Source organism: Herbaspirillum sp. Her2 (genome assembly GCF_057961375.1).
The window spans coordinates 2,702,419-2,720,303 of the sequence record NZ_CM176331.1 but is presented as its reverse complement, the minus strand read 5'-3'; the positions used below and the strand labels follow the sequence as shown (position 1 = coordinate 2,720,303).

At 65.5% G+C, this 17,885-nt stretch carries 12 protein-coding genes; 10 read left to right on the top strand and 2 right to left on the bottom strand.

The features are described from left to right. The first annotated feature begins 9 nt into the window (after positions 1-9). Positions 10-3,246, top strand: coding sequence for an efflux RND transporter permease subunit (locus tag ACWHXP_RS12405; protein ID WP_204725187.1), 3,237 nt, complete (start codon positions 10-12; stop codon positions 3,244-3,246). 22 nt (positions 3,247-3,268) lie between these two features. Then, positions 3,269-4,810, top strand: coding sequence for an efflux transporter outer membrane subunit (locus ACWHXP_RS12400; protein ID WP_489633737.1), 1,542 nt, complete (start codon positions 3,269-3,271; stop codon positions 4,808-4,810). A 23-nt stretch (positions 4,811-4,833) separates the two neighbouring features. Here ACWHXP_RS12400 and pabB read toward each other — a convergent pair whose 3' ends face one another. Next, a complete protein-coding gene (pabB, locus tag ACWHXP_RS12395) occupies positions 4,834-6,663 on the bottom strand; it encodes an aminodeoxychorismate synthase component I (protein WP_489633738.1) in 1,830 nt (609 codons plus the stop codon). Between the two features lie 198 nt (positions 6,664-6,861). Between pabB and ACWHXP_RS12390 the strand changes: the two genes are divergently transcribed. The 8 genes from ACWHXP_RS12390 to ACWHXP_RS12355 all read left to right on the top strand — a co-directional run bounded on the left by ACWHXP_RS12390 (position 6,862) and on the right by ACWHXP_RS12355 (position 17,465). Further along, a complete protein-coding gene (locus ACWHXP_RS12390) occupies positions 6,862-8,265 on the top strand; it encodes an MFS transporter (RefSeq protein ID WP_489625062.1) in 1,404 nt (467 codons plus the stop codon). Between the two features lie 46 nt (positions 8,266-8,311). Next, on the top strand, positions 8,312-9,202 hold the full coding sequence (locus tag ACWHXP_RS12385; RefSeq protein WP_039786234.1) for a DMT family transporter: 891 nt from the start codon (positions 8,312-8,314) through the stop codon (positions 9,200-9,202). A 30-nt stretch (positions 9,203-9,232) separates the two neighbouring features. After that, positions 9,233-10,219: a magnesium and cobalt transport protein CorA gene (locus tag ACWHXP_RS12380; protein ID WP_121038628.1), complete on the top strand. Its 987-nt coding sequence runs from the start codon at positions 9,233-9,235 to the stop codon at positions 10,217-10,219. Positions 10,220-10,494: 275 nt separating this feature from the next. Beyond that, positions 10,495-12,612 carry a TonB-dependent siderophore receptor gene (locus ACWHXP_RS12375; RefSeq protein WP_489633739.1) on the top strand — a complete coding sequence of 706 codons (2,118 nt, stop codon included), beginning with the start codon at positions 10,495-10,497 and terminating at the stop codon, positions 12,610-12,612. 11 nt (positions 12,613-12,623) lie between these two features. Further along, positions 12,624-14,201, top strand: a complete 1,578-nt coding sequence (locus tag ACWHXP_RS12370; RefSeq protein WP_489633740.1) for an ABC transporter substrate-binding protein — start codon at positions 12,624-12,626, stop codon at positions 14,199-14,201. Next, positions 14,192-15,172, top strand: coding sequence for an ABC transporter permease (locus ACWHXP_RS12365; RefSeq protein WP_121038636.1), 981 nt, complete (start codon positions 14,192-14,194; stop codon positions 15,170-15,172). The genes ACWHXP_RS12370 and ACWHXP_RS12365 overlap by 10 nt, the downstream gene beginning before the upstream one ends. Further along, positions 15,169-15,996, top strand: coding sequence for an ABC transporter permease (locus ACWHXP_RS12360; protein WP_121038639.1), 828 nt, complete (start codon positions 15,169-15,171; stop codon positions 15,994-15,996). The genes ACWHXP_RS12365 and ACWHXP_RS12360 overlap by 4 nt, the downstream gene beginning before the upstream one ends. Then, entirely contained in the window at positions 15,993-17,465 is a 1,473-nt protein-coding gene (locus ACWHXP_RS12355; protein WP_489633741.1) for an ABC transporter ATP-binding protein, read from the top strand. Before ACWHXP_RS12360 ends, ACWHXP_RS12355 begins: the two co-directional genes overlap by 4 nt. Before the next feature lie 57 nt (positions 17,466-17,522). On the opposite strand, the gene ACWHXP_RS12350 is transcribed toward ACWHXP_RS12355, so the two are convergent. Further along, positions 17,523-17,885 carry a hypothetical protein gene (locus ACWHXP_RS12350; RefSeq protein WP_039786081.1) on the bottom strand — a complete coding sequence of 121 codons (363 nt, stop codon included), beginning with the start codon at positions 17,883-17,885 and terminating at the stop codon, positions 17,523-17,525.

Genomic DNA, 17,885 nt, shown 5'->3' with positions numbered 1-17,885 from the left:
GATGCGCGCATGAATATCTCGCTTCCCTTCATCAAGCGTCCCATCGCGACCACGCTCCTGACCATCGGCATTGCGCTGGCGGGCATGGTGGCCTTCCGCCTGCTGCCGGTCTCGCCGCTGCCGCAGGTGGATTACCCGACCATCTCGATCTCGGCCTCGCTGCCGGGCGCCAGCCCCGAGACCATGGCGGCCACCGTGGCCACGCCGCTGGAACGCGCCATGGGCGCGATTGCGGGCGTGACCGAGATGACCTCGACCAGTTCGCAGAACTCGACCCGCATCACCCTGCAGTTCGACCTGAACCGCGACATCGACGGCGCCGCCCGTGACGTGCAGGCCGCGCTCAATGCCGCGCGCAACCTGCTGCCCACCGGCATGCCGAGCAATCCGACCTACCGCAAGGTCAACCCGGCCGATGCGCCCATCCTGATCCTGGCCATGACCTCCGACACCATGACCCAGGGCCAGATGTATGACGCTGCCGACAGCATCGTGGCGCAGAAACTGTCGCAGGTGCGCGGGGTGGGGCAGGTGAGCGTGGGCGGCAGTTCGCAGCCGGCGGTGCGCATCGAGCTCAATCCGACGGCGCTCAACAAATACGGCATCGGCAGCGCCGACGTGCGCACGGCCGTGGCCGCCACCAATGCCAATCGCCCCAAGGGTTTGCTGGAGGATGACGGCCGCAACTGGCAGATCTACGCCAACGACCAGGCCAAGACCGCCGCCGAATATGCGCCGCTGATCGTCTCCTACCGCAACGGCACGCCGGTGCGGGTGCAGGATGTGGCCGAGGTGCGCGACTCGGTGGCCGATGTGCGCAATGCCGGTTCTTCCAACGGCAAGCCCTCGGTGCTCATCATCATCAACCGCCAGCCGGGCGCCAACATCATCGAGACGGTCGACAACGTGCGCGCCTTGCTGCCGCAGTTGCAGGCCTCGATCCCCTCGGCCATCGACATGAAGGTGGTGCTGGACCGCACCCCGACCATCCGCGCCTCGCTGAAGGAAACCGAGTTCACCCTGATGCTGTCGGTGGCGCTGGTGATCATGGTGGTGTTCCTGTTCCTGCGCAATGCGCGGGCCACGCTGATCCCGGCGGTGGCAGTGCCCGTTTCGCTGATCGGGACCTTCGGCATCATGTACCTGGCCGGATTCAGCCTCGACAATCTTTCGCTCATGGCGCTGACCATTGCCACCGGCTTCGTGGTCGATGATGCCATCGTGGTGCTGGAAAACATTTCGCGCCACATCGAAGCCGGCATGAAGCCTTACAAGGCGGCCTTGCTGGGCGCGCGCGAGGTGGGCTTCACGGTGCTGTCGATGAGCATTTCGCTCATCGCCGTCTTCATTCCCATCCTGATGATGGAGGGCATCGTCGGGCGGCTCTTCCGCGAATTCGCCATCACCTTGTCGGTGGCCATCCTGGTCTCGCTGGTGGTGTCGCTGACGACCACGCCCATGATGTGCGCGCAGCTGCTGCGCCATGATCCGGAGGGCGATGCGGCGCGCCGCCAGCGTCGCCACCCTTGGCTGCAGAAGATTGCCGACCAGAGCGCGGCCATCTTCGAGGACATGCTGCTGGCCTACGAGCGCACGCTGGCCTGGGCCCTGCGCGCTGCGCCGCTGATGATGCTGATCCTGCTGGGCACGATTGCATTGAACGTTTACTTGTACAAGGCGATTCCCAAGGGCTTCTTCCCGCAGCAGGATACCGGCCGCCTGGTCGGCGGCATCCGGGGCGACCAGGCCATTTCCTTCCAGGCCATGCGCACCAAGCTCAACGAGTTCATCGACATCGTCAAGGCCGATCCGGCCGTCTCCGATGTGGTGGCCTTCACCGGCGGACAACGGCGCAACGGCGGCTTCATGTACGTGACGCTCAAACCGCTCTCTGAACGAAAAGACAGTGCCGACAAGATCGTGGCACGGCTGCGCATCAAGACCGCCAAGGTGGCCGGTGCGCGGGTGTTCCTGGTGCCGGTGCAGGACATCCGCATCGGCGCGCGGCAGAGCGATTCGCAGTATGAGTATTCACTCAAGTCGGACGATGTCGGACTCTTGCGCATCTGGGAGCCCAAGATCCGCCTGGCACTCTCCAACCTGAAGGAGCTGGAAGACATCAGCACCGACCAGCAGGACAACGGCCTGCAGACCACGCTGACCATCGACCGCGAGACCGCCATGCGGGCCGGCGTCACGCCGCAGCTGATCGACTCCACCCTGTCGGACCTGTTCGGCCAGCGCCAGATCTCCACGATCTACAGCGGCATGAACCAGTACCACGTGGTGATGGAAGCGGCCCCGCAATACTGGCAGAGTCCGGAAACCCTGCGCGATACCTATGTCAGCCTGGCCGGCTCGTCCAATCTCTCGCCGACCACCTCCAGCCTCTCGACACCGCCGGCGCTGTCGGCAGCCGGCAAGTTGAATGCCAACACGGGGTTGGCGCAAACCATCTCGACGGCGGCATCGACACAGATCCCGCTGGCGGCCTTCTCGCGCTTCGAGCCCACCACCACGGCGCTGTCGGTCAGCCATGAGGGCCAGTTCGTGGCCTCCACGCTGTCCTTCAACCTGGCCGAGGGCGTGTCGCTGTCGCAGGCCACCGCCGCCATCGACCGCGCCATGGCGCAACTGGGCGTGCCGACCAGCGTGCTGGGCACCTTCGCGGGCACGGCCAATGCCTTCCAGGCCTCCACCTCCAGCCAGCCCATCCTGATCCTCACGGCCTTGCTGGCGGTGTACATCGTGCTGGGCATCCTGTACGAGAGCCTGATCCATCCCATCACCATCATCTCCACGCTGCCCTCGGCGGGAGTGGGCGCGCTGCTGGCGCTGATGGTGACCGGCACCGACTTCAGCCTCATTGCCCTGATCGGCGTGATCCTGCTGATCGGCATCGTCAAGAAGAACGCCATCATGATGGTGGACTTCGCCATCGATGCCGAACGCAATCGCGGGATGTCGCCGCGCGATGCCATCTTCGAGGCCTGCAAGCTGCGCTTCCGTCCCATCATGATGACCACCATGGCAGCGTTGCTGGGTGCGATCCCCCTGGCGATCGGCCACGGCGATGGCGCTGAACTGCGCCAGCCGCTGGGCATCTCGATCGTGGGCGGGCTGGTGGTGAGCCAGCTGCTCACGCTCTACACGACCCCGGTGGTGTACCTGTACATGGAACGCCTGAGCGCCTGGAGCCGCCGCCGCTTCGGCCGCAAGAACAAGACAGAAACCTCGGCGGCCTGAGGCTGCCGCCATGGAGAAACGCATGACGCATCAAGACCTGTTCAAACTCAAGCCCCTGCTGACCGTGCTGGCGGCCAGCTTCGCGCTGGCGGCCTGCTCGGTGGGCCCCGACTACGTGCGCCCGCAGATGGACATCGGCCCCGCCGTCTTCAAGGAAGGCCAGAACTGGAAGCCGGCCCAGCCACGCGACCTCGCTGCCGACGGCAAGTGGTGGGAAATGTTCGGCGATCCGCAATTGAATGCGCTGGCCGAGCAGGTCGATATCTCCAACCAGAACCTGGCGCTGGCCGAAGCCAATTTCCGCAACGCCGTGGCGCTGGTGCAAAGCTCGCGCTCGGCCTATTCGCCGACGCTGGCGGCCTCGGCCGGTGCGTCGCGCGGACGGTCGGGTTCGGCCGGTTCGTCTTCCAGCACGTCCACTTCGTCGAATTCATCGTCCGGCAGTTCCAGTTCGGGCAGTGTGCGCAATTCCTATACCTTCTCGCTGACTGCCTCGTGGGAGGCGGACATCTGGGGCAAGGTGCGGCGCGATGTGGAATCCAGCCAGGCCAGCGCCCAGGCCAGCGCGGCCGATCTGGCCGGTGCGCGCCTGTCAGCGCAGGCACAGCTGGCGCAGAACTATCTGCAACTGCGCGTGCTGGACGCCCAGCAGCAATTGCTGGAAGACACGGTGCAGGCCTACCAGCGTTCGCTGCAGGTCACGCAGAACCAGTATGCCGCCGGTCTGGTGGCCAAGTCCGATGTGATCCAGGCGCAGACGCAACTGAAATCGGCGCAGGCCTCCGCGCTGGACAACGGCGTCACGCGAGCACAAGTGGAGCATGCCGTCGCGCTGCTGGTGGGCAAGACGCCCGCTGAATTCTCGCTGCCGCGCGCACCGCTCACGGCCGTGGCCCCGCCGGTGCCGCAGGGCGTGCCGTCGATGCTGCTGGAGCGCCGTCCCGATGTGGCCGCCGCCGAGCGCCGCGTGGCCTCGGCCAATGCCAAGATCGGCGTGGCCAAGGCGGCGTATTTCCCCAGCCTGACCTTGTCGGCCTCGGGCGGATATCAAAGCTCGACCTTCGCCGACTGGTTCACGCTGCCGGGACGCGTCTGGTCGCTCGGACCGCAACTGGCGCAAACGATTTTCGATGGCGGTGCGCGCGCAGCGGCCACCGACCAGGCCATTGCCACCTATGACGGCACGGTCGCCACCTACAAGCAGACGGTGCTGACCGCCTTCCAGGATGTGGAAGACAACCTGGCCGCGCTGCGCATCCTGGAGCAGGAAGCGGCGGTGCAAGGCGAGGCGCTGCAGGCCGCACGCCAGGCCGTCACGCTGGTGACCAATCAGTACAAGGCGGGGACGGTGAGCTACGTCAACGTCATCACGGCACAAGCCACGGCGCTGTCGGCCGAGCTGACTTCATTGAACATCCTCAACCGCCGCATGGCCGCCAGCGTGCTGCTGGCCAAGGCGCTGGGCGGGGGCTGGGACGGGCATAGCCTGGATGACCTCGGGCCGCTGCAACAGCAGGTGGCCGACAAGGCCAAGGGATTGAAGGACAACGCAGCGCTGCGTTGAGTTGAATTGGGTGTGTAGTCGGGTCAGGCGGTGACCAGCACCGCTGGCACGGCACCGCGCAAGGCGTTGCAGACCACGATTTCCTCTGCCGCCAGCAGGTCGGCGCGGGTGATGACGGCTTCCACCGCATCCCATTGCCGGTCGTCCAGCAGTACGCGCCGCATCACGCCCGGCAGGACGCCGCAAGCCAGCGGTGGCGTGCACCAGCGGCCGCCGATCCTGACGAAGACATTGCTGCGGCCGCCTTCGGTCAGTTCATCCCGTTCATTGAAGAAGAGCTGGTCAAAGCCGCCCCGTCGTTCGGCCTCCTGCCAGGCGGCGTCGTAGCGGGCGCGCTGGCTGCTCTTGTGACGCAGGAAAAGGTCGCTGCTGTCGGTGGCGGTGTCGGCCAGGAAGACCTTGACCGGCGCGGTCAGCGGGTTCAGGGGCGCATGCTGGATCGTGATGCCGCCCTGGGCATCCAGCGCCAGCCGCAGCCGATAGGACGTTTGGTCAGAAAGTTCAGCACAGGCCGCATCGAGCCGCAATGCAATCGCCGTCGTATCGCAGGGATAGCCCAGCTGTGAAGCAGAATTCTTCAGGCGCGCCAGATGCAGCTCCAGATGGCGGCAGCCAGCGCGCGTGGCGTGGATGGTTTCAAACAAGCTGACGCTTTGTGCCAATTCCGTGAGGAAGCCTGACTTCAACTGGCATTCCGCAAATTCGGACGCAGCCTCGCTGTCGTAGACGATGCCTGCACCAACCCCCATCACGCCCTGGCGCACACCGTCCTGCGCTGCCTGCAATTCCAGCGTGCGGATCGGTACCGAGAGGCAGAAGTCACCGATGGCCGGACCCTCCGCACGCGGCGGCGCGAACCAGCCGATGGCGCCGGTATAGAGGCCGCGCGGCGCGGTCTCCAGTTCATCGATGATTTCCATGGTGCGGCGTTTGGGCGCACCGGTGATCGAGCCGCAAGGGTAGAGCGCAGCCATCGTGTCGGCCAGCGTGGCGTCTTCGCGCAGATGGGCGCGGATGGTCGAAGTCATCTGCAGCACCTGCCCGTAGCGGCGCACGTCGAACAGATGCGGTACCTGCACCGAGCCCGGCACCGCGACGCGGCCCAGGTCATTGCGCAGCAGGTCGACGATCATGAGGTTTTCTGCACGGTTCTTTTCATCGTTGGCCAAGGCCAGGGCACGTTGGGCATTGAGCGTGTCCGCACCTTCCTGTTCGGCCGGTACGGCGCGCGCCGTGCCTTTCATGGGCTTGGCCTTGAGCGTACCTTGCTGATGGGCGACGAACAATTCCGGCGAACACGAGAGCACCATGCCGCCCGCGCCATCGCGCACCAGTGCGCCATACGGCACCGGCTGGCGCGCACGCAGGCGACGGTACAGGGTGATGGGATCACCCAGCACATCGAAGTGCAGGCGATAGGTGTAGTTGACCTGGTAGGTATCACCGGCCGCGATGTACTCGCGGATACGGTCGATGGCTGCAGTGAAGGCGGCCTCATCGACGTTGCTGCGCAGACGTGTAATGCCCGCGTTGTCGGATTGCACTTGCGCAGACAGCCATGCATCCACTTCGGCGGCCGACAAATGCGCGCAATGCGCAAACAAGAGCACGCGCGCCAAAGGGCCGGAGAGCGCACGATGCGGCAAGCCCTGCAGCGCCGCGCCCAGTTCATAGCTCCACAAGGCCACGGCGTGCTGCCCCTCGGCCAGCGCCGCCTGCATCGTTTCGAGCATCGCCGGGAAGCCCGCCGCATCCGCGCAGGCCAGGGTGCGCACATGCCCGGTATAGAGGCGCGAGCGCGGTTCGGCCGGGCTGGCCTGGTGGTCGTCGAGGAGGGCGAAGCAATCGTTCATGAAGGGCCGTGCAAACAGAAGAGCGGGGAAGGCCGCAGGGACAGGGATGCCGCCGGGCAAGCCGTCGCGGGGCGCGGTCGGCAGCATGATAGCGTAAAAGGTATACTTGAAGGCTTGCCGGGCGGCACGCAACGTCGGTCAATTGCCGGTCATTCGCGCTGCACGCCGCCTTCGCACTCTTAATCCTCACCCTTGACGATGCCCATACCCCGCACCTTCATCATTCCCCTGATCGTCGCCTGTGCGCTGTTCATGGAACAGATGGATTCCACCGTCATTTCGACTTCCCTGCCGGCGCTGGCGCTGGACATGAAGGTCGATCCGATTTCGCTCAAGCTGGCGCTGACCTCCTATCTGGTCTCGCTGGCGGTCTTCATTCCGATTTCCGGCTGGATGGCTGACCGCTTCGGCTCGCTCACCATCTTCCGCGCGGCCATCTGCGTGTTCATGCTGGGCTCCATCCTCTGCGGGGCGTCCTCGACCTTGCCGCAATTCGTCGCTGCGCGTTTCCTCCAAGGCATAGGCGGGGCCATGATGGTGCCGGTCGGACGGCTGGTGATCCTGCGCAGCGTGGAGAAGGTCAACCTGGTCAAGGCGCTGTCCTATCTCACCATTCCGGCCTTGTTCGGTCCCGTACTGGGGCCGCCGCTGGGGGGCTTCATCACCACCTATTTCCATTGGCGCTGGATCTTCTTCATCAACATTCCGATCAGCGTCCTCGGTCTGTATCTTGCCACGCGCTTCATTCCTGATCTGAAGGCGGAACAGGTTTCACGGCTCGACATCGTCGGCTTCATCCTCTCGGCGCTGGGCTGCTCGCTGCTGATGATGGGACTGGCGACGTCGGGCCGTCACCTGGTCTCGGGCGATATCTCGCTGGCCTGCGTGGTAGCGGGTGTGCTGTTCCTGTGCGCCTACGGTTGGCACGCGCGCCGCGCCACGGCACCGCTGATCGACCTGGCGCTGCTGAAGATCCCCACGCTGCGGGCCGGCGTCTTCGGCGGCTCGCTGTATCGCGTGGGCATCGGTGCCATTCCCTTCCTGCTGCCGCTGATGCTGCAGCTGGGCTTTGGCTATACGCCTTTCCATTCCGGCCTGCTGACCTGCGCTTCGGCCGCCGGTGCCATGTTCATGAAGACCATCGCCGCGCGCTTCCTGCGCCGCTACGGTTTTCGCCGGGTGCTGCTGGTCAATGGCGCGCTGGGCGTGCTGGGCTTGTGGGCGCTGGCTACCTTCACGCCGCAGACGCCTTATCTGGTGATGCTCATCATCCTGCTGGTCGGCGGCTGCTTCCGCTCGCTGCAGTTCACCAGCCTCAATGCGATTTCCTATGCCGATGTCGACAAGGTCCGCCTGAGCCAGGCCACCAGCATGGCCAGCGTGGCGCAGCAGTTGTCGATCGGCATGGGCGTGGTGCTGGCGGGGTTTGCGCTGCAGATGTCCAACGAGCTCCAGGGCCATGCCACGCTGGTGGCGCAGGACTTCTGGCCGGCCTTCCTGGTGGTGGGGGCGGTGTCGGCGCTGGCCCTGCTGATGCTGCGCCAGCTGCCACCCAATGCCGGGGCCGAGATGGCTGGGCAGCAAGAGAACAAGCCGGCCTGATGCAGCGTCATCAGGCCCACGCATAACGAGGAGAACCATGCAGCCCATGACGTACAAGTCCCTGTGGTTTCCGCTGGGCGCGGTCCTGATCTGGGCCGGCAATACCGTCATCAGCAAGATGTCTGCGGGCGTGATTGCCCCGGAAGATATTTCCTTCTATCGCTGGGTGCTGGCGGCGCTGCTGATGTCGCCCTTCCTGGCGCGGCCGACCTGGGCGGCGCGCGCGCAGATTCGTCCCTATCTGGGCAAGATCCTGGTGCTGGCCTTGCTCGGGATGGTGCTGTTCCAGAGCCTGGCGTATTTCGCGGCGGCCACGGCGTCGGCCACCAGCATGGGCATCATCGCCTCGCTGATGCCGCTGCTCACGCTGGTACTGAGCATCAAGCTGCTCTCTGAACCGCCGACGGTCGGCACCCTGGCTGGCGGCATCCTCTCGCTCTTCGGACTGGCCGTGCTGATCGGGCGCGGCCATCCGCTGGCGCTGTTCGACCAGGGCGTGGTCACGGGCGACCTGCTGATGCTGCTGGCCACCATCGCCTATGGCCTCTATGGCGTCATGCTGCGCCGCTGGGCGTTGCCGCTGCGTACCTGGCAACTGCTGTACATGCAGGTGCTGATGGCGGTGGTGCTGCTGTTTCCCGGCTACGTGCTGGGCCATCATTCGCCGCTCACACGCGAGAACCTGCCCATCCTGCTCTATGCGGGCATTGCCGCCTCCATCCTGTCGCAGTTCCTGTGGATGCGCGGGGTGCAGTATCTGGGGGCGAGCCGCTGTGCCATTTTCGTGAACCTGATGCCGGTCTTCACTGTCATCATTGCGGTGGTGGCGCTGGGCGAGCAATTGCACGGCTATCACGCCATCGGTGGGCTCATCACGCTGGCCGGCGTGATCATGGCCCAGGTCTTCAAGCAGCGACTGCGCTGGCGCACCGGCTGATCTCATAAAAAACAGGAACAGGAAAGAGACATGATCGATCCCGCCATGATCGTCAACTGCACGGTCTACAAGAAGGGCAAGAAGCTGCGCGACATCAGCCTCGATGAAATCAGCGACGTGCTGGAAGAAGAGGGCACCTTCGTCTGGCTGGGCTTGCTGGAGCCCAACGTCGAGCTGATGAACAAGATCAAGGAAGAATTCTGCCTGCACGAACTGGCCGTGGAAGATGCCTACGCCGCGCACCAGCGGCCCAAGATCGAGGAGTACGGTGACACCCTCTTCGTGGTGCTGCACACGGCCCAGCTGGCCGGCGGCGAAGTGCTGTTCGGCGAGACCCACATCCTGACCGGTCCGCGTTTCGTGGTCACGGTGCGACATGGCGCCTCGCGCAGCTATGCCAAGGTGCGCGAGCACTGCGAGATGCTGCCCGAGCGCCTGGTGCGCGGACCCAGTTTCGTGCTGTATTCCATCATGGACTTCGTGGTCGACAACTATCGTCCCATCATGGACGACCTCGAAACCAAGTTCAGCCAGTACGAGGAACAGCTCTTCAATCCCGGTGCGCTCAGCGGCAAGGCCTACTTGCAGGAGCTGTACCAGCTGAAGCGCCAGCTGATCCGCCTGCGCTCGGCGGCCACGCCGCTGCTGGACGTGTGTACCCAGCTGCTGCGCTTCCATGAAGGGCTCATCACCAAGGAAGGCAAGGCCTACTTCCGCGACATCTACGATCACGTGGTGCGCTTCATCGATACCGGCGACCGCCTGCGTGAAATGGTGGAGTCGGCCGTGCAGATCAACCTGGCCCAGGTCACCATCCACCAGAACGAGATCGTGCAGACCCTGGCCGGCTGGGGTGCCATCCTGGCCATCCCGACCATGATCTTCAGCCTCTACGGCATGAACTTCGCGCACATGCCGGGGCTGTCCTGGCAATGGAGCTTCCCGCTGGTGCTGGGCGGCATCATCACCGCCTGCACGCTGCTGTGGCGGCGTTTGCGCAAGGCGGGCTGGCTCTAGCGCGCTTTTTCTGAAACCTGTGTAAAGACCTCCGGCGGGTGCGGCAATATGTCGCACCCGCCGGCTCGTTTGCATCGCTACACTGCTCTCGGCGTCTCTTGGTGGCCACATCTTGTCCCCCGAATCCGGACTCGCGTCCTGAATGCGATTCATTCTTCTTGATAAGTGCAACAAAGTTGCATTAGAATCCCGCCCTGACCGCGCACGACGGTCACTCCATCGCGGTCAGGCAGCCACGTACCCAGCCGCAGCACAACGACATCACAAGGGAAAAGATGAAAATGACCGCACTGCGGGCCGCCGTGCTGGGCGCGCTCGCCATGGGCCAGAGCCAGCAACTGGCCTGGAGCGCCGATAACGACGCCAGCGCCGACAAGGGCCTGGGGCAGGTAGTGGTCACCGGCGCCGGTGAACGCCAGCAATACCGCCAGAGCGTCACCTCCAGCGCCACTCGCACCGAGACCCCGCTGCAGGAACTGCCGCAGTCGGTGCAGGTGGTGTCGCGCCAACTGATGGATGATTTGGCCGCTACTCGCCTGGATGACGTGCTGCTTTACGTGAGCGGCGTGGCCAAGCAGAACAACTTCGGCGGGCTGTGGGACAACTACTCGATCCGTGGATTTTCCGGCAGCGAGAATGGCGGCATGAACATTCTCTGGAATGGCTTCGCCTCCAATCGCGGCTACGCGCCCCCGCGCGATACCGCCAATGTCGAGAGCATCGATTTCCTCAAGGGGCCGGCCGCAGCGCTCTATGGCAACAGCGAGCCGGGCGGCACCATCAACGTGGTCACCAAGAAGCCGCAGTTCAAGAGTGCGAATTCGCTGGATCTGTCGGTGGACAGCCGGGGCGGCTACCGCAGCGCAGTCGATTCCACCGGCGCGCTCAACAGCGAAGTGGCATACCGGCTCAACGCGGCCTTCGAGCACAAGAACAGCTTCCGCGACAACGTCAGCAGCGACCGCGAATTCCTGGCACCGGCCTTTACCTGGGTGCTCAGCGACCGGACCATCCTGAACTATGAAGGCGAATACCTGCGCCAGAAGGCCCCGCTGGATCGCGGCATCGTGGCCGTCAACGGCAATCTGGGCGTGCTGCCGGTCTCGCGCTTCCTGGGCGAGCCGCGCGATGGCGACATCAAGATGCAGAACACCAACCACCTGCTGACGCTGGAGCATCGCCTGGACGACAACTGGCATCTGCGCACCGGCGTGTTCCACAAGGATGGCACGCTGGATGGCTACTCCACCGAAGCCTCGGCCCTGCAGGCCGACAACGCCACCTTGCGCCGCCAGCGCCGCTACCGCGATTACAGCTGGCACGACACGTCGCTGCAGGCAGAACTGGGCGGCAAGCTGCAGACCGGGGGCATACAGCATGAAGTGCTGGTGGGCACGGAAGTGGACTGGCTCACGCTGGACCAGCGCATGCTGCGCGTGAACCCGACCGCTGCCGCGCCCTACGCGCTCAACATCTACAACCCGGTCTACGGCCAGCCGCAGCCCACACCCGCGCCCAACACCGATACCAGCGAACGCCAGATCAGCACCGCGCTCTATCTGCAGGACCAGGTGAGTCTCGGCGATCGCTGGAAATTGCTGGCCGGCCTGCGTGCCGACGGCTTCCGCTCTACGCTCAACAACCTGCGCACCGGTACCACCACCCGCCAGGACAAGACCGCCTATTCCCCTCGCCTGGGCCTGACCTATCTGTTCACGCCTGCGTGGTCAGCTTACGTCAGCGCCAGCAAATCCTTCCGTCCCAACAGCGGCAGCGATGTCAGCGGCAATGCCTTCAGCCCCGAGACTTCGCGCGCCGCCGAAATCGGCCTGAAGTTCCAGAGTGAAGACCGGCGCAGCGGCGCGACGCTGGCCGTGTTTGACATCACCAAGCAGAACGTGCTGACCACCGACCCGGCCAATCCGTCCTTCTCGATTGCCGCCGGCGAAGTGCGCAGCCAGGGCGTGGAGCTGGATGCGAACGCACGCCTGGGCCACCACTGGCGCCTGACCGGCAACCTGGCCTATACCGACGCTTACGTCAGCAAGGACAACACCCTGACGGTGGGCTCGCGGCTGATCAACGTGCCGCGTGTATCGGGAAGTGTACTGGCGGTGTTTGAAGATGCGTCCGCAAGTGGCTCGCCCTACGGTATCGGTGGTGGCCTGAACTACGTGGGCAACCGTACCGGTGACCAGGCCGGCAGTTTCAAGCTGCCCGCCTACGTGACGGCGCGTGCCTTGGCTTACTGGCAGTTCACGCCCAAGATGAAGCTGTCGCTGGACGTGAACAATCTCTTCAACAAGCGGTATTACAGCAGCTCCTACAGCAACGTATGGATCATGCCGGGTGATGAGCGTACCGCTACGCTGGCGCTCAACGTCAAGTTCTGAAGGAGCGCCACTTGGCTTGTCCACCCCCCGCGCCGCGCCGGCGCGCCTTGCTGGCGCTGCTGGCAGCGAGTCCGTGGCCGCTGGCATGGGCGCATGGCGATGAGGCCGGGGCCCATTCCCACGCCATCACGCAAACCGGCAGCGATGTCCTGACCGTGGTCGGTCCGTGGGAACTGACCGGGCTCGACCCTTCGCGCTCCGGCTACATGTTCGCCCGCATGGAGGTGCTGCAGACCCTGCTGGAAGTCGATGATGCCGGCCAGTTGCGGCCGGGCCTGGCCACGGGCTGGCAGGTCAGTGCCGATGGCCTGCAATGGCGCTTTGGCCTGCCACGCGCGCGGCGCTACCACGATGGCAGCGACGTCACGCCCGCCAGTATCCTGGCCTGTCTGCAGCGCGCCGCTGTCCGGCCAGGTGTACTGCAACTGGCAGGGATCACCGGGATGGCTGTACAGCAAAGTGAACTGGTACTGTCCCTGCGCCAGCCCTTTGGTCCGCTGCCTTACCTGCTCACGCATTACTCCACGCAGATCCTGGCCCCGGCCAGTTTCGATGCGCAGGGCAACGTGGTGGCCATTCTCGGTACGGGGCCGTTCCGCATCACGTCCATCAGTCTGCCGCAGCAGTTCGATGTCGAACGGGCGGAGGCCGCGCCGGGCAGGGCGGTGCAGCGGGCCCGCTACATCAGCGTCTCGCGTGCGGAAACGCGCACCCTGCTGGTCCAGAGCGGACAGGCCGACCTGGCCTTCTCGCTCGATCCGCCCAGCATCCGCGCCTTGCAGGACAGTCCGCGTGCCGTGCTGCTGTCGGCCATGCTGCCGCGTACCACTCTCCTGAAGCTCAATGCCGGTCATCCCTTCCTGGCCGATGTACGCGTGCGCCGCGCCATTGCCCTGTGCATCGAGCGCGAGGGCATCGCACGTGCCTTGCTGCGCGATGCCGACCTCGGGGCCACGCAACTGCTGCCGCCTTCGCTGGCACGCTGGCATGACACTCGCCTGCCGCCCCTGCACACCGATCTGAAGCAGGCCCGCCGCCTGCTGGAAGAGGCCGGCTGGCGTCTCGGTGCCGACGGTACGCGCTGGAGGGACGGCCAGAAGTTGCAATTGACGTTGACCACCTTTGTGGACCGTCCCGAGTTGCCGCTGATCGCCACCGCCTTGCAGGAAGAGATGCGCCAGATCGGCATCGCCGTGCGCGTGACCATCGGCAATTCCAGCGACATTCCCGCCGGCCATCGCAGCGGCCAATTGCAGATGGCGCTGGCCGCTCGCAATTACGGCAACCTGCCTGACCCGGTAGCCAGTCTCCTGCAGGACTTCGGCCCGCAGGGCGGTGACTGGGGTGCCATGGGCTGGCATAACCAGGAAGTGCCGGCCCTGCTGGCCAAACTGGCTGCCACTCCGGCCGGTGAGGCCGACAGCGGCCGCGCCGAACGCGCGCGCATCGTGGCGGTACTGCAGGAGCAGTTGCCGGTGATCCCGGTGGTCTGGTATCGCCAGACCTGCGCCGTCAGCCGCCGCCTGCGCGGTGCCAGCATCGATCCCTTTGAACGCAGTTACCGCATCGCTTCCCTGCAATGGACCTGACCCGCCTCCTGACCTTACCCCCGGCCACGCGCCGGCAACTGGCCAGCGCCCTGGGCCAGCGCCTGCTGCAAGCAGCGCTGGTGGCGCTGCTGGTCGGCACGCTGTGCTTCTTCATGACGCGCCTGCTGCCCGGCGACATGGCCTATCGCATCGCCGCCGGCCGCTACGGCTACGACATGGTGACCACCGAAGCGGCCCTGGCCGTGCGCGCCGAACTGGGCCTGGACCAACCCTGGTTCATGGCCTTGAGCGAGTGGTGGAGCCGCCTGCTGCATCTGGACCTGGGCGTGTCGCAAGTGACGGCACTGCCGGTGCTGGTGGAAATCACGCATCAGCTGGGCCCGACGCTGCGTCTGTCTTTCCTGGCGATGGTGCTGTCGCTGCTGATCGGTCCGACCCTGGGTGTGCTGGCGGGACTGCATCCCGGTGGCTGGCTGGACCGCGCCACGCTGGCGGTGTCGGTGTTGTTGCGGGCCTTGCCGTCCTTCCTGCTGGGACTGGTGCTGGTGCTGCTGTTCTCGGTGCAATTGGGCGCCTTGCCGGCGGCCGGGCACACCGACCACGGCGGCATCCTGCTGCCGGCACTGACGCTGGCCCTGGGGCTGGCGGCGGTGTCCTGCCGGGTGGCGCGCGATGCCATGGTGCAGGTGCGGGGCTCCGAGTATTTCGCCTTCGCGCTGACCAAGGGCCTCACTCCCGCGCAGGCATTGTTGCGCCATGGCGTGCGCAATGTCGCTGCGCCGGTCACGGCCTATCTGGGCGTGCAGCTGGTGATGCTGGTCGAAGGTGTGGTGCTGGTGGAAACCATCTTCGCCTGGCCGGGCATCGGCCACGCGCTGGTGCATGCCATTTTCGGACGCGATGTGCCGATGATCCAGGGCACGGCGCTGGTGCTGGGCCTGCTCTTCGTTCTTTTCAACGCGCTGGTGGATGCCGCCTGCGCCTTCATCGATCCGCGTCGCCGACCATGAGCCTGTCTTCCGACTATTTGCTTGAACCCGAGGCGCGGCGCTGGAGCACCGCGCAGATCGCAGGCGTACTGCTGCTGGTGCTGATCGTGCTGTTCGCGTGGCTCGGGCCCTTGCTGATCGATGCCGATCCGGCGCGCCAGCAACTGGCGCGCTTTCTGGAAGCACCCAGCCTGGCCCATCCGCTGGGCTATGACCAGCTCGGCCGCGACATGCTGGCGCGACTGGTGCACGGCACCCGGCTGTCGCTGTCGCTGGCGGTGGTGAGCGTGCTGTCGGCAGCCATTCCCGGTGTGCTCATCGGTTTGCTGGCGGCCTGGTGCGGCGGCTGGATCGAGCGCGTGCTGGCGGCCTTCGCGGACGCCGTGCTGGCCTTGCCGGGCCTGCTGCTGGTGCTGTTGCTGGCGGCGTTTGCGCCGGGTGGATTCTGGCCGCTGTATGTCGGCATTTCGCTGGCCTTGTGGGTGGAATATTTCCGCGTAGTGCGTGCGGCCAGCCGCATCCTGCTGGCGAGTCCGCAGGTGGAAGCCTCGCGCTTGCTGGGATTTGGTCCCGGCTATATCGTGCGGCGCCACCTGCTGCCGGCACTCCTGCCGCGCCTGTTCACGCTGATGCGCTTCGGGCTGGCGGGGGCGGTGCTGGCGATGTCGGCACTTGGTTTCGTTGGCGTCGGCTTGCAGCCGCCCACGCCGGAACTGGGCGTGATGATGATCGAACTGCTGCCGTATTACCGCGAGGCGCCGTGGCTGCTGGGTGCGCCGGTAGGGGTACTGTTCCTCACCTTGCTGGGTTTGCTGTTGTTGTCACCACAGAAGGGACAGGCATGAACACACTTTCCCCGGATGCGGCTTTGCGGGTGCAGGACCTGTCCGTCTGGCACGGCCAGAGCGCGCTGGTGCAGGGCATCGATTTTTCCATTGCGCGCGGCGGGGTGATGACCCTGCTGGGCGAGAGCGGTTCGGGCAAGTCGCTGCTGGCCCAGGCCATCATGGGCAATCTGCCGGGCAGCCTGCGCTGCAGCGGGCAGATCGAGATCGATGGCCAGCGTAGTGATGCGGCCGATAGCGCCGTGCGCCAGCGCGGCTGGGGTCGGCGCATTGCGCTCTTGCCGCAGGAACCCTGGCTGGCGCTGGACCCGACCATGACGGTCGCGCGCCAGGTGGCCGAAACCTATGAACTGGTCAGCCATCCCGCCGCCGATAGCCAGGACGACAGCCTGCGCGCTGCACGCAAAGAAGCGCGCACCCTGGCCGGGCAGGCACTGGCCAGCCTGGGGCTGCAGGACGCGGCCGACAAGTATCCCTTCATGATCTCGGGCGGCATGGCCCAGCGTGTAGCCTTCCTGGCCACGCACGCGGCGGGCGCACCGCTGCTGATCATCGATGAGCCGACCAAGGGGCTGGATGCGGACCGGCGCGGCGAGGTGCTGGCCTTGCTGCAGGCGGCGCAGCAGCAGGGCATGAGCCTGCTGTGCATCACCCATGATGTATGGCTGGCGCGAGCGCTGGGCGGTGAACTGGCGGTGATGCTCAACGGACGCCTGGTGGAACGCGGTCCGGCTGACGCGCTGCTGGCCCGGCCACAGCATGCCTATACGCGCCGCCTGCTGGCGGCGGATCCGGCCTGCTGGACGCCACCGGTAGCAACTGGGGCGAGCGCCGGCCCTTCATCACCGGTGATCGTCGAGGTCAGCAAGGTGGCCAAGACTTTCGGCCAGCAGGCGCTGTTCAGCGATGTCAGTGCCCGTATCCATGCCGGCGAAATCGTCGCCATCAGCGGACCCAGCGGGGCCGGCAAAACCACCTTCGGCAACATCGTGCTGGGCCTGTTGTCGCCGGATGCCGGGCAGGTCACGCGCGCTCCCGGCCTGGCGCTTACCGCCTTCCAGAAGATCTATCAGGATCCGGCGGCAGCGTTCGCGCCCGCCGTCACGCTGCGTCAGTCACTGCGCGATCTGGTGCGCCTGCACGGCCTCGACTGGCAGCGCCTGGAAGCGCTGCTGGCACGCATGCGTGTCTCGCCCGCACTGCTGGAGCGTCTGCCGCGCCAGGTGTCGGGCGGCGAGCTGCAGCGCATCGCGCTGGCGCGCGTGCTGTTGATGCAGCCGGCACTGATCTTTGCGGATGAACCGACCTCGCGCCTGGATCCGCTGACCCAACAGGAAGTCATTGCCTTGCTGGTGGAAGAAGCCAGGCAGGCGGGCAGTGCCGTGCTGCTGGTGACGCACGATGCCGATATCGTGCGTTGTGTGGCGGATCGCCGCTTGCACCTGGGGCCGGCGGCGCAGCCTGCCTGAGTGGCGCAATACAGCCTGAGCCTGGCGTAATACAGCGGGGCGCTGACCGCCGGCCGCTCAGGCGCTGTCTTCGTCGCGGCCTTCCGGGTGCAGTGATCCGGAGGCCATCTGGCCGCTCAACAGCACGCTGTTCCACTTGCCCTGGGCCGAGGTCGCGCCCTCGGGCAGAAGCATGTAGGACAGGCTCTGCAAGCCGCAATACTGTTCCAGATAATCGCGCGCATGCGCCATGCGCGCACGCAGCTGGGTGATGCTGTCCTTGCCGCCGGGCTGCATGGGCAGAAATTCAAACACCACCTCCGGATGCAGGAATTCGGTCAGGTGCCGGATCACCTGTTCGGCATCGGATGCTTCGGTGATGAATTCGTGATGGGCCGGACTGGCTTCATCACGCAACTGGTAGCGGATCAGGCAGCGCAT

Coding starts and splice junctions, on each gene's coding strand:
- ACWHXP_RS12375 (WP_489633739.1), top strand. CDS start 10,495: ATGAAAATGACCGCACTGCGGGCCGCCGTGCTGGGCGCGCTCGCCATG.
- ACWHXP_RS12400 (WP_489633737.1), top strand. CDS start 3,269: ATGACGCATCAAGACCTGTTCAAACTCAAGCCCCTGCTGACCGTGCTG.
- ACWHXP_RS12390 (WP_489625062.1), top strand. CDS start 6,862: ATGCCCATACCCCGCACCTTCATCATTCCCCTGATCGTCGCCTGTGCG.
- ACWHXP_RS12360 (WP_121038639.1), top strand. CDS start 15,169: ATGAGCCTGTCTTCCGACTATTTGCTTGAACCCGAGGCGCGGCGCTGG.
- ACWHXP_RS12350 (WP_039786081.1), bottom strand. CDS start 17,885: ATGCGCTGCCTGATCCGCTACCAGTTGCGTGATGAAGCCAGTCCGGCC.
- ACWHXP_RS12355 (WP_489633741.1), top strand. CDS start 15,993: ATGAACACACTTTCCCCGGATGCGGCTTTGCGGGTGCAGGACCTGTCC.
- pabB (WP_489633738.1), bottom strand. CDS start 6,663: ATGAACGATTGCTTCGCCCTCCTCGACGACCACCAGGCCAGCCCGGCC.
- ACWHXP_RS12385 (WP_039786234.1), top strand. CDS start 8,312: ATGACGTACAAGTCCCTGTGGTTTCCGCTGGGCGCGGTCCTGATCTGG.
- ACWHXP_RS12380 (WP_121038628.1), top strand. CDS start 9,233: ATGATCGATCCCGCCATGATCGTCAACTGCACGGTCTACAAGAAGGGC.
- ACWHXP_RS12405 (WP_204725187.1), top strand. CDS start 10: ATGAATATCTCGCTTCCCTTCATCAAGCGTCCCATCGCGACCACGCTC.
- ACWHXP_RS12365 (WP_121038636.1), top strand. CDS start 14,192: ATGGACCTGACCCGCCTCCTGACCTTACCCCCGGCCACGCGCCGGCAA.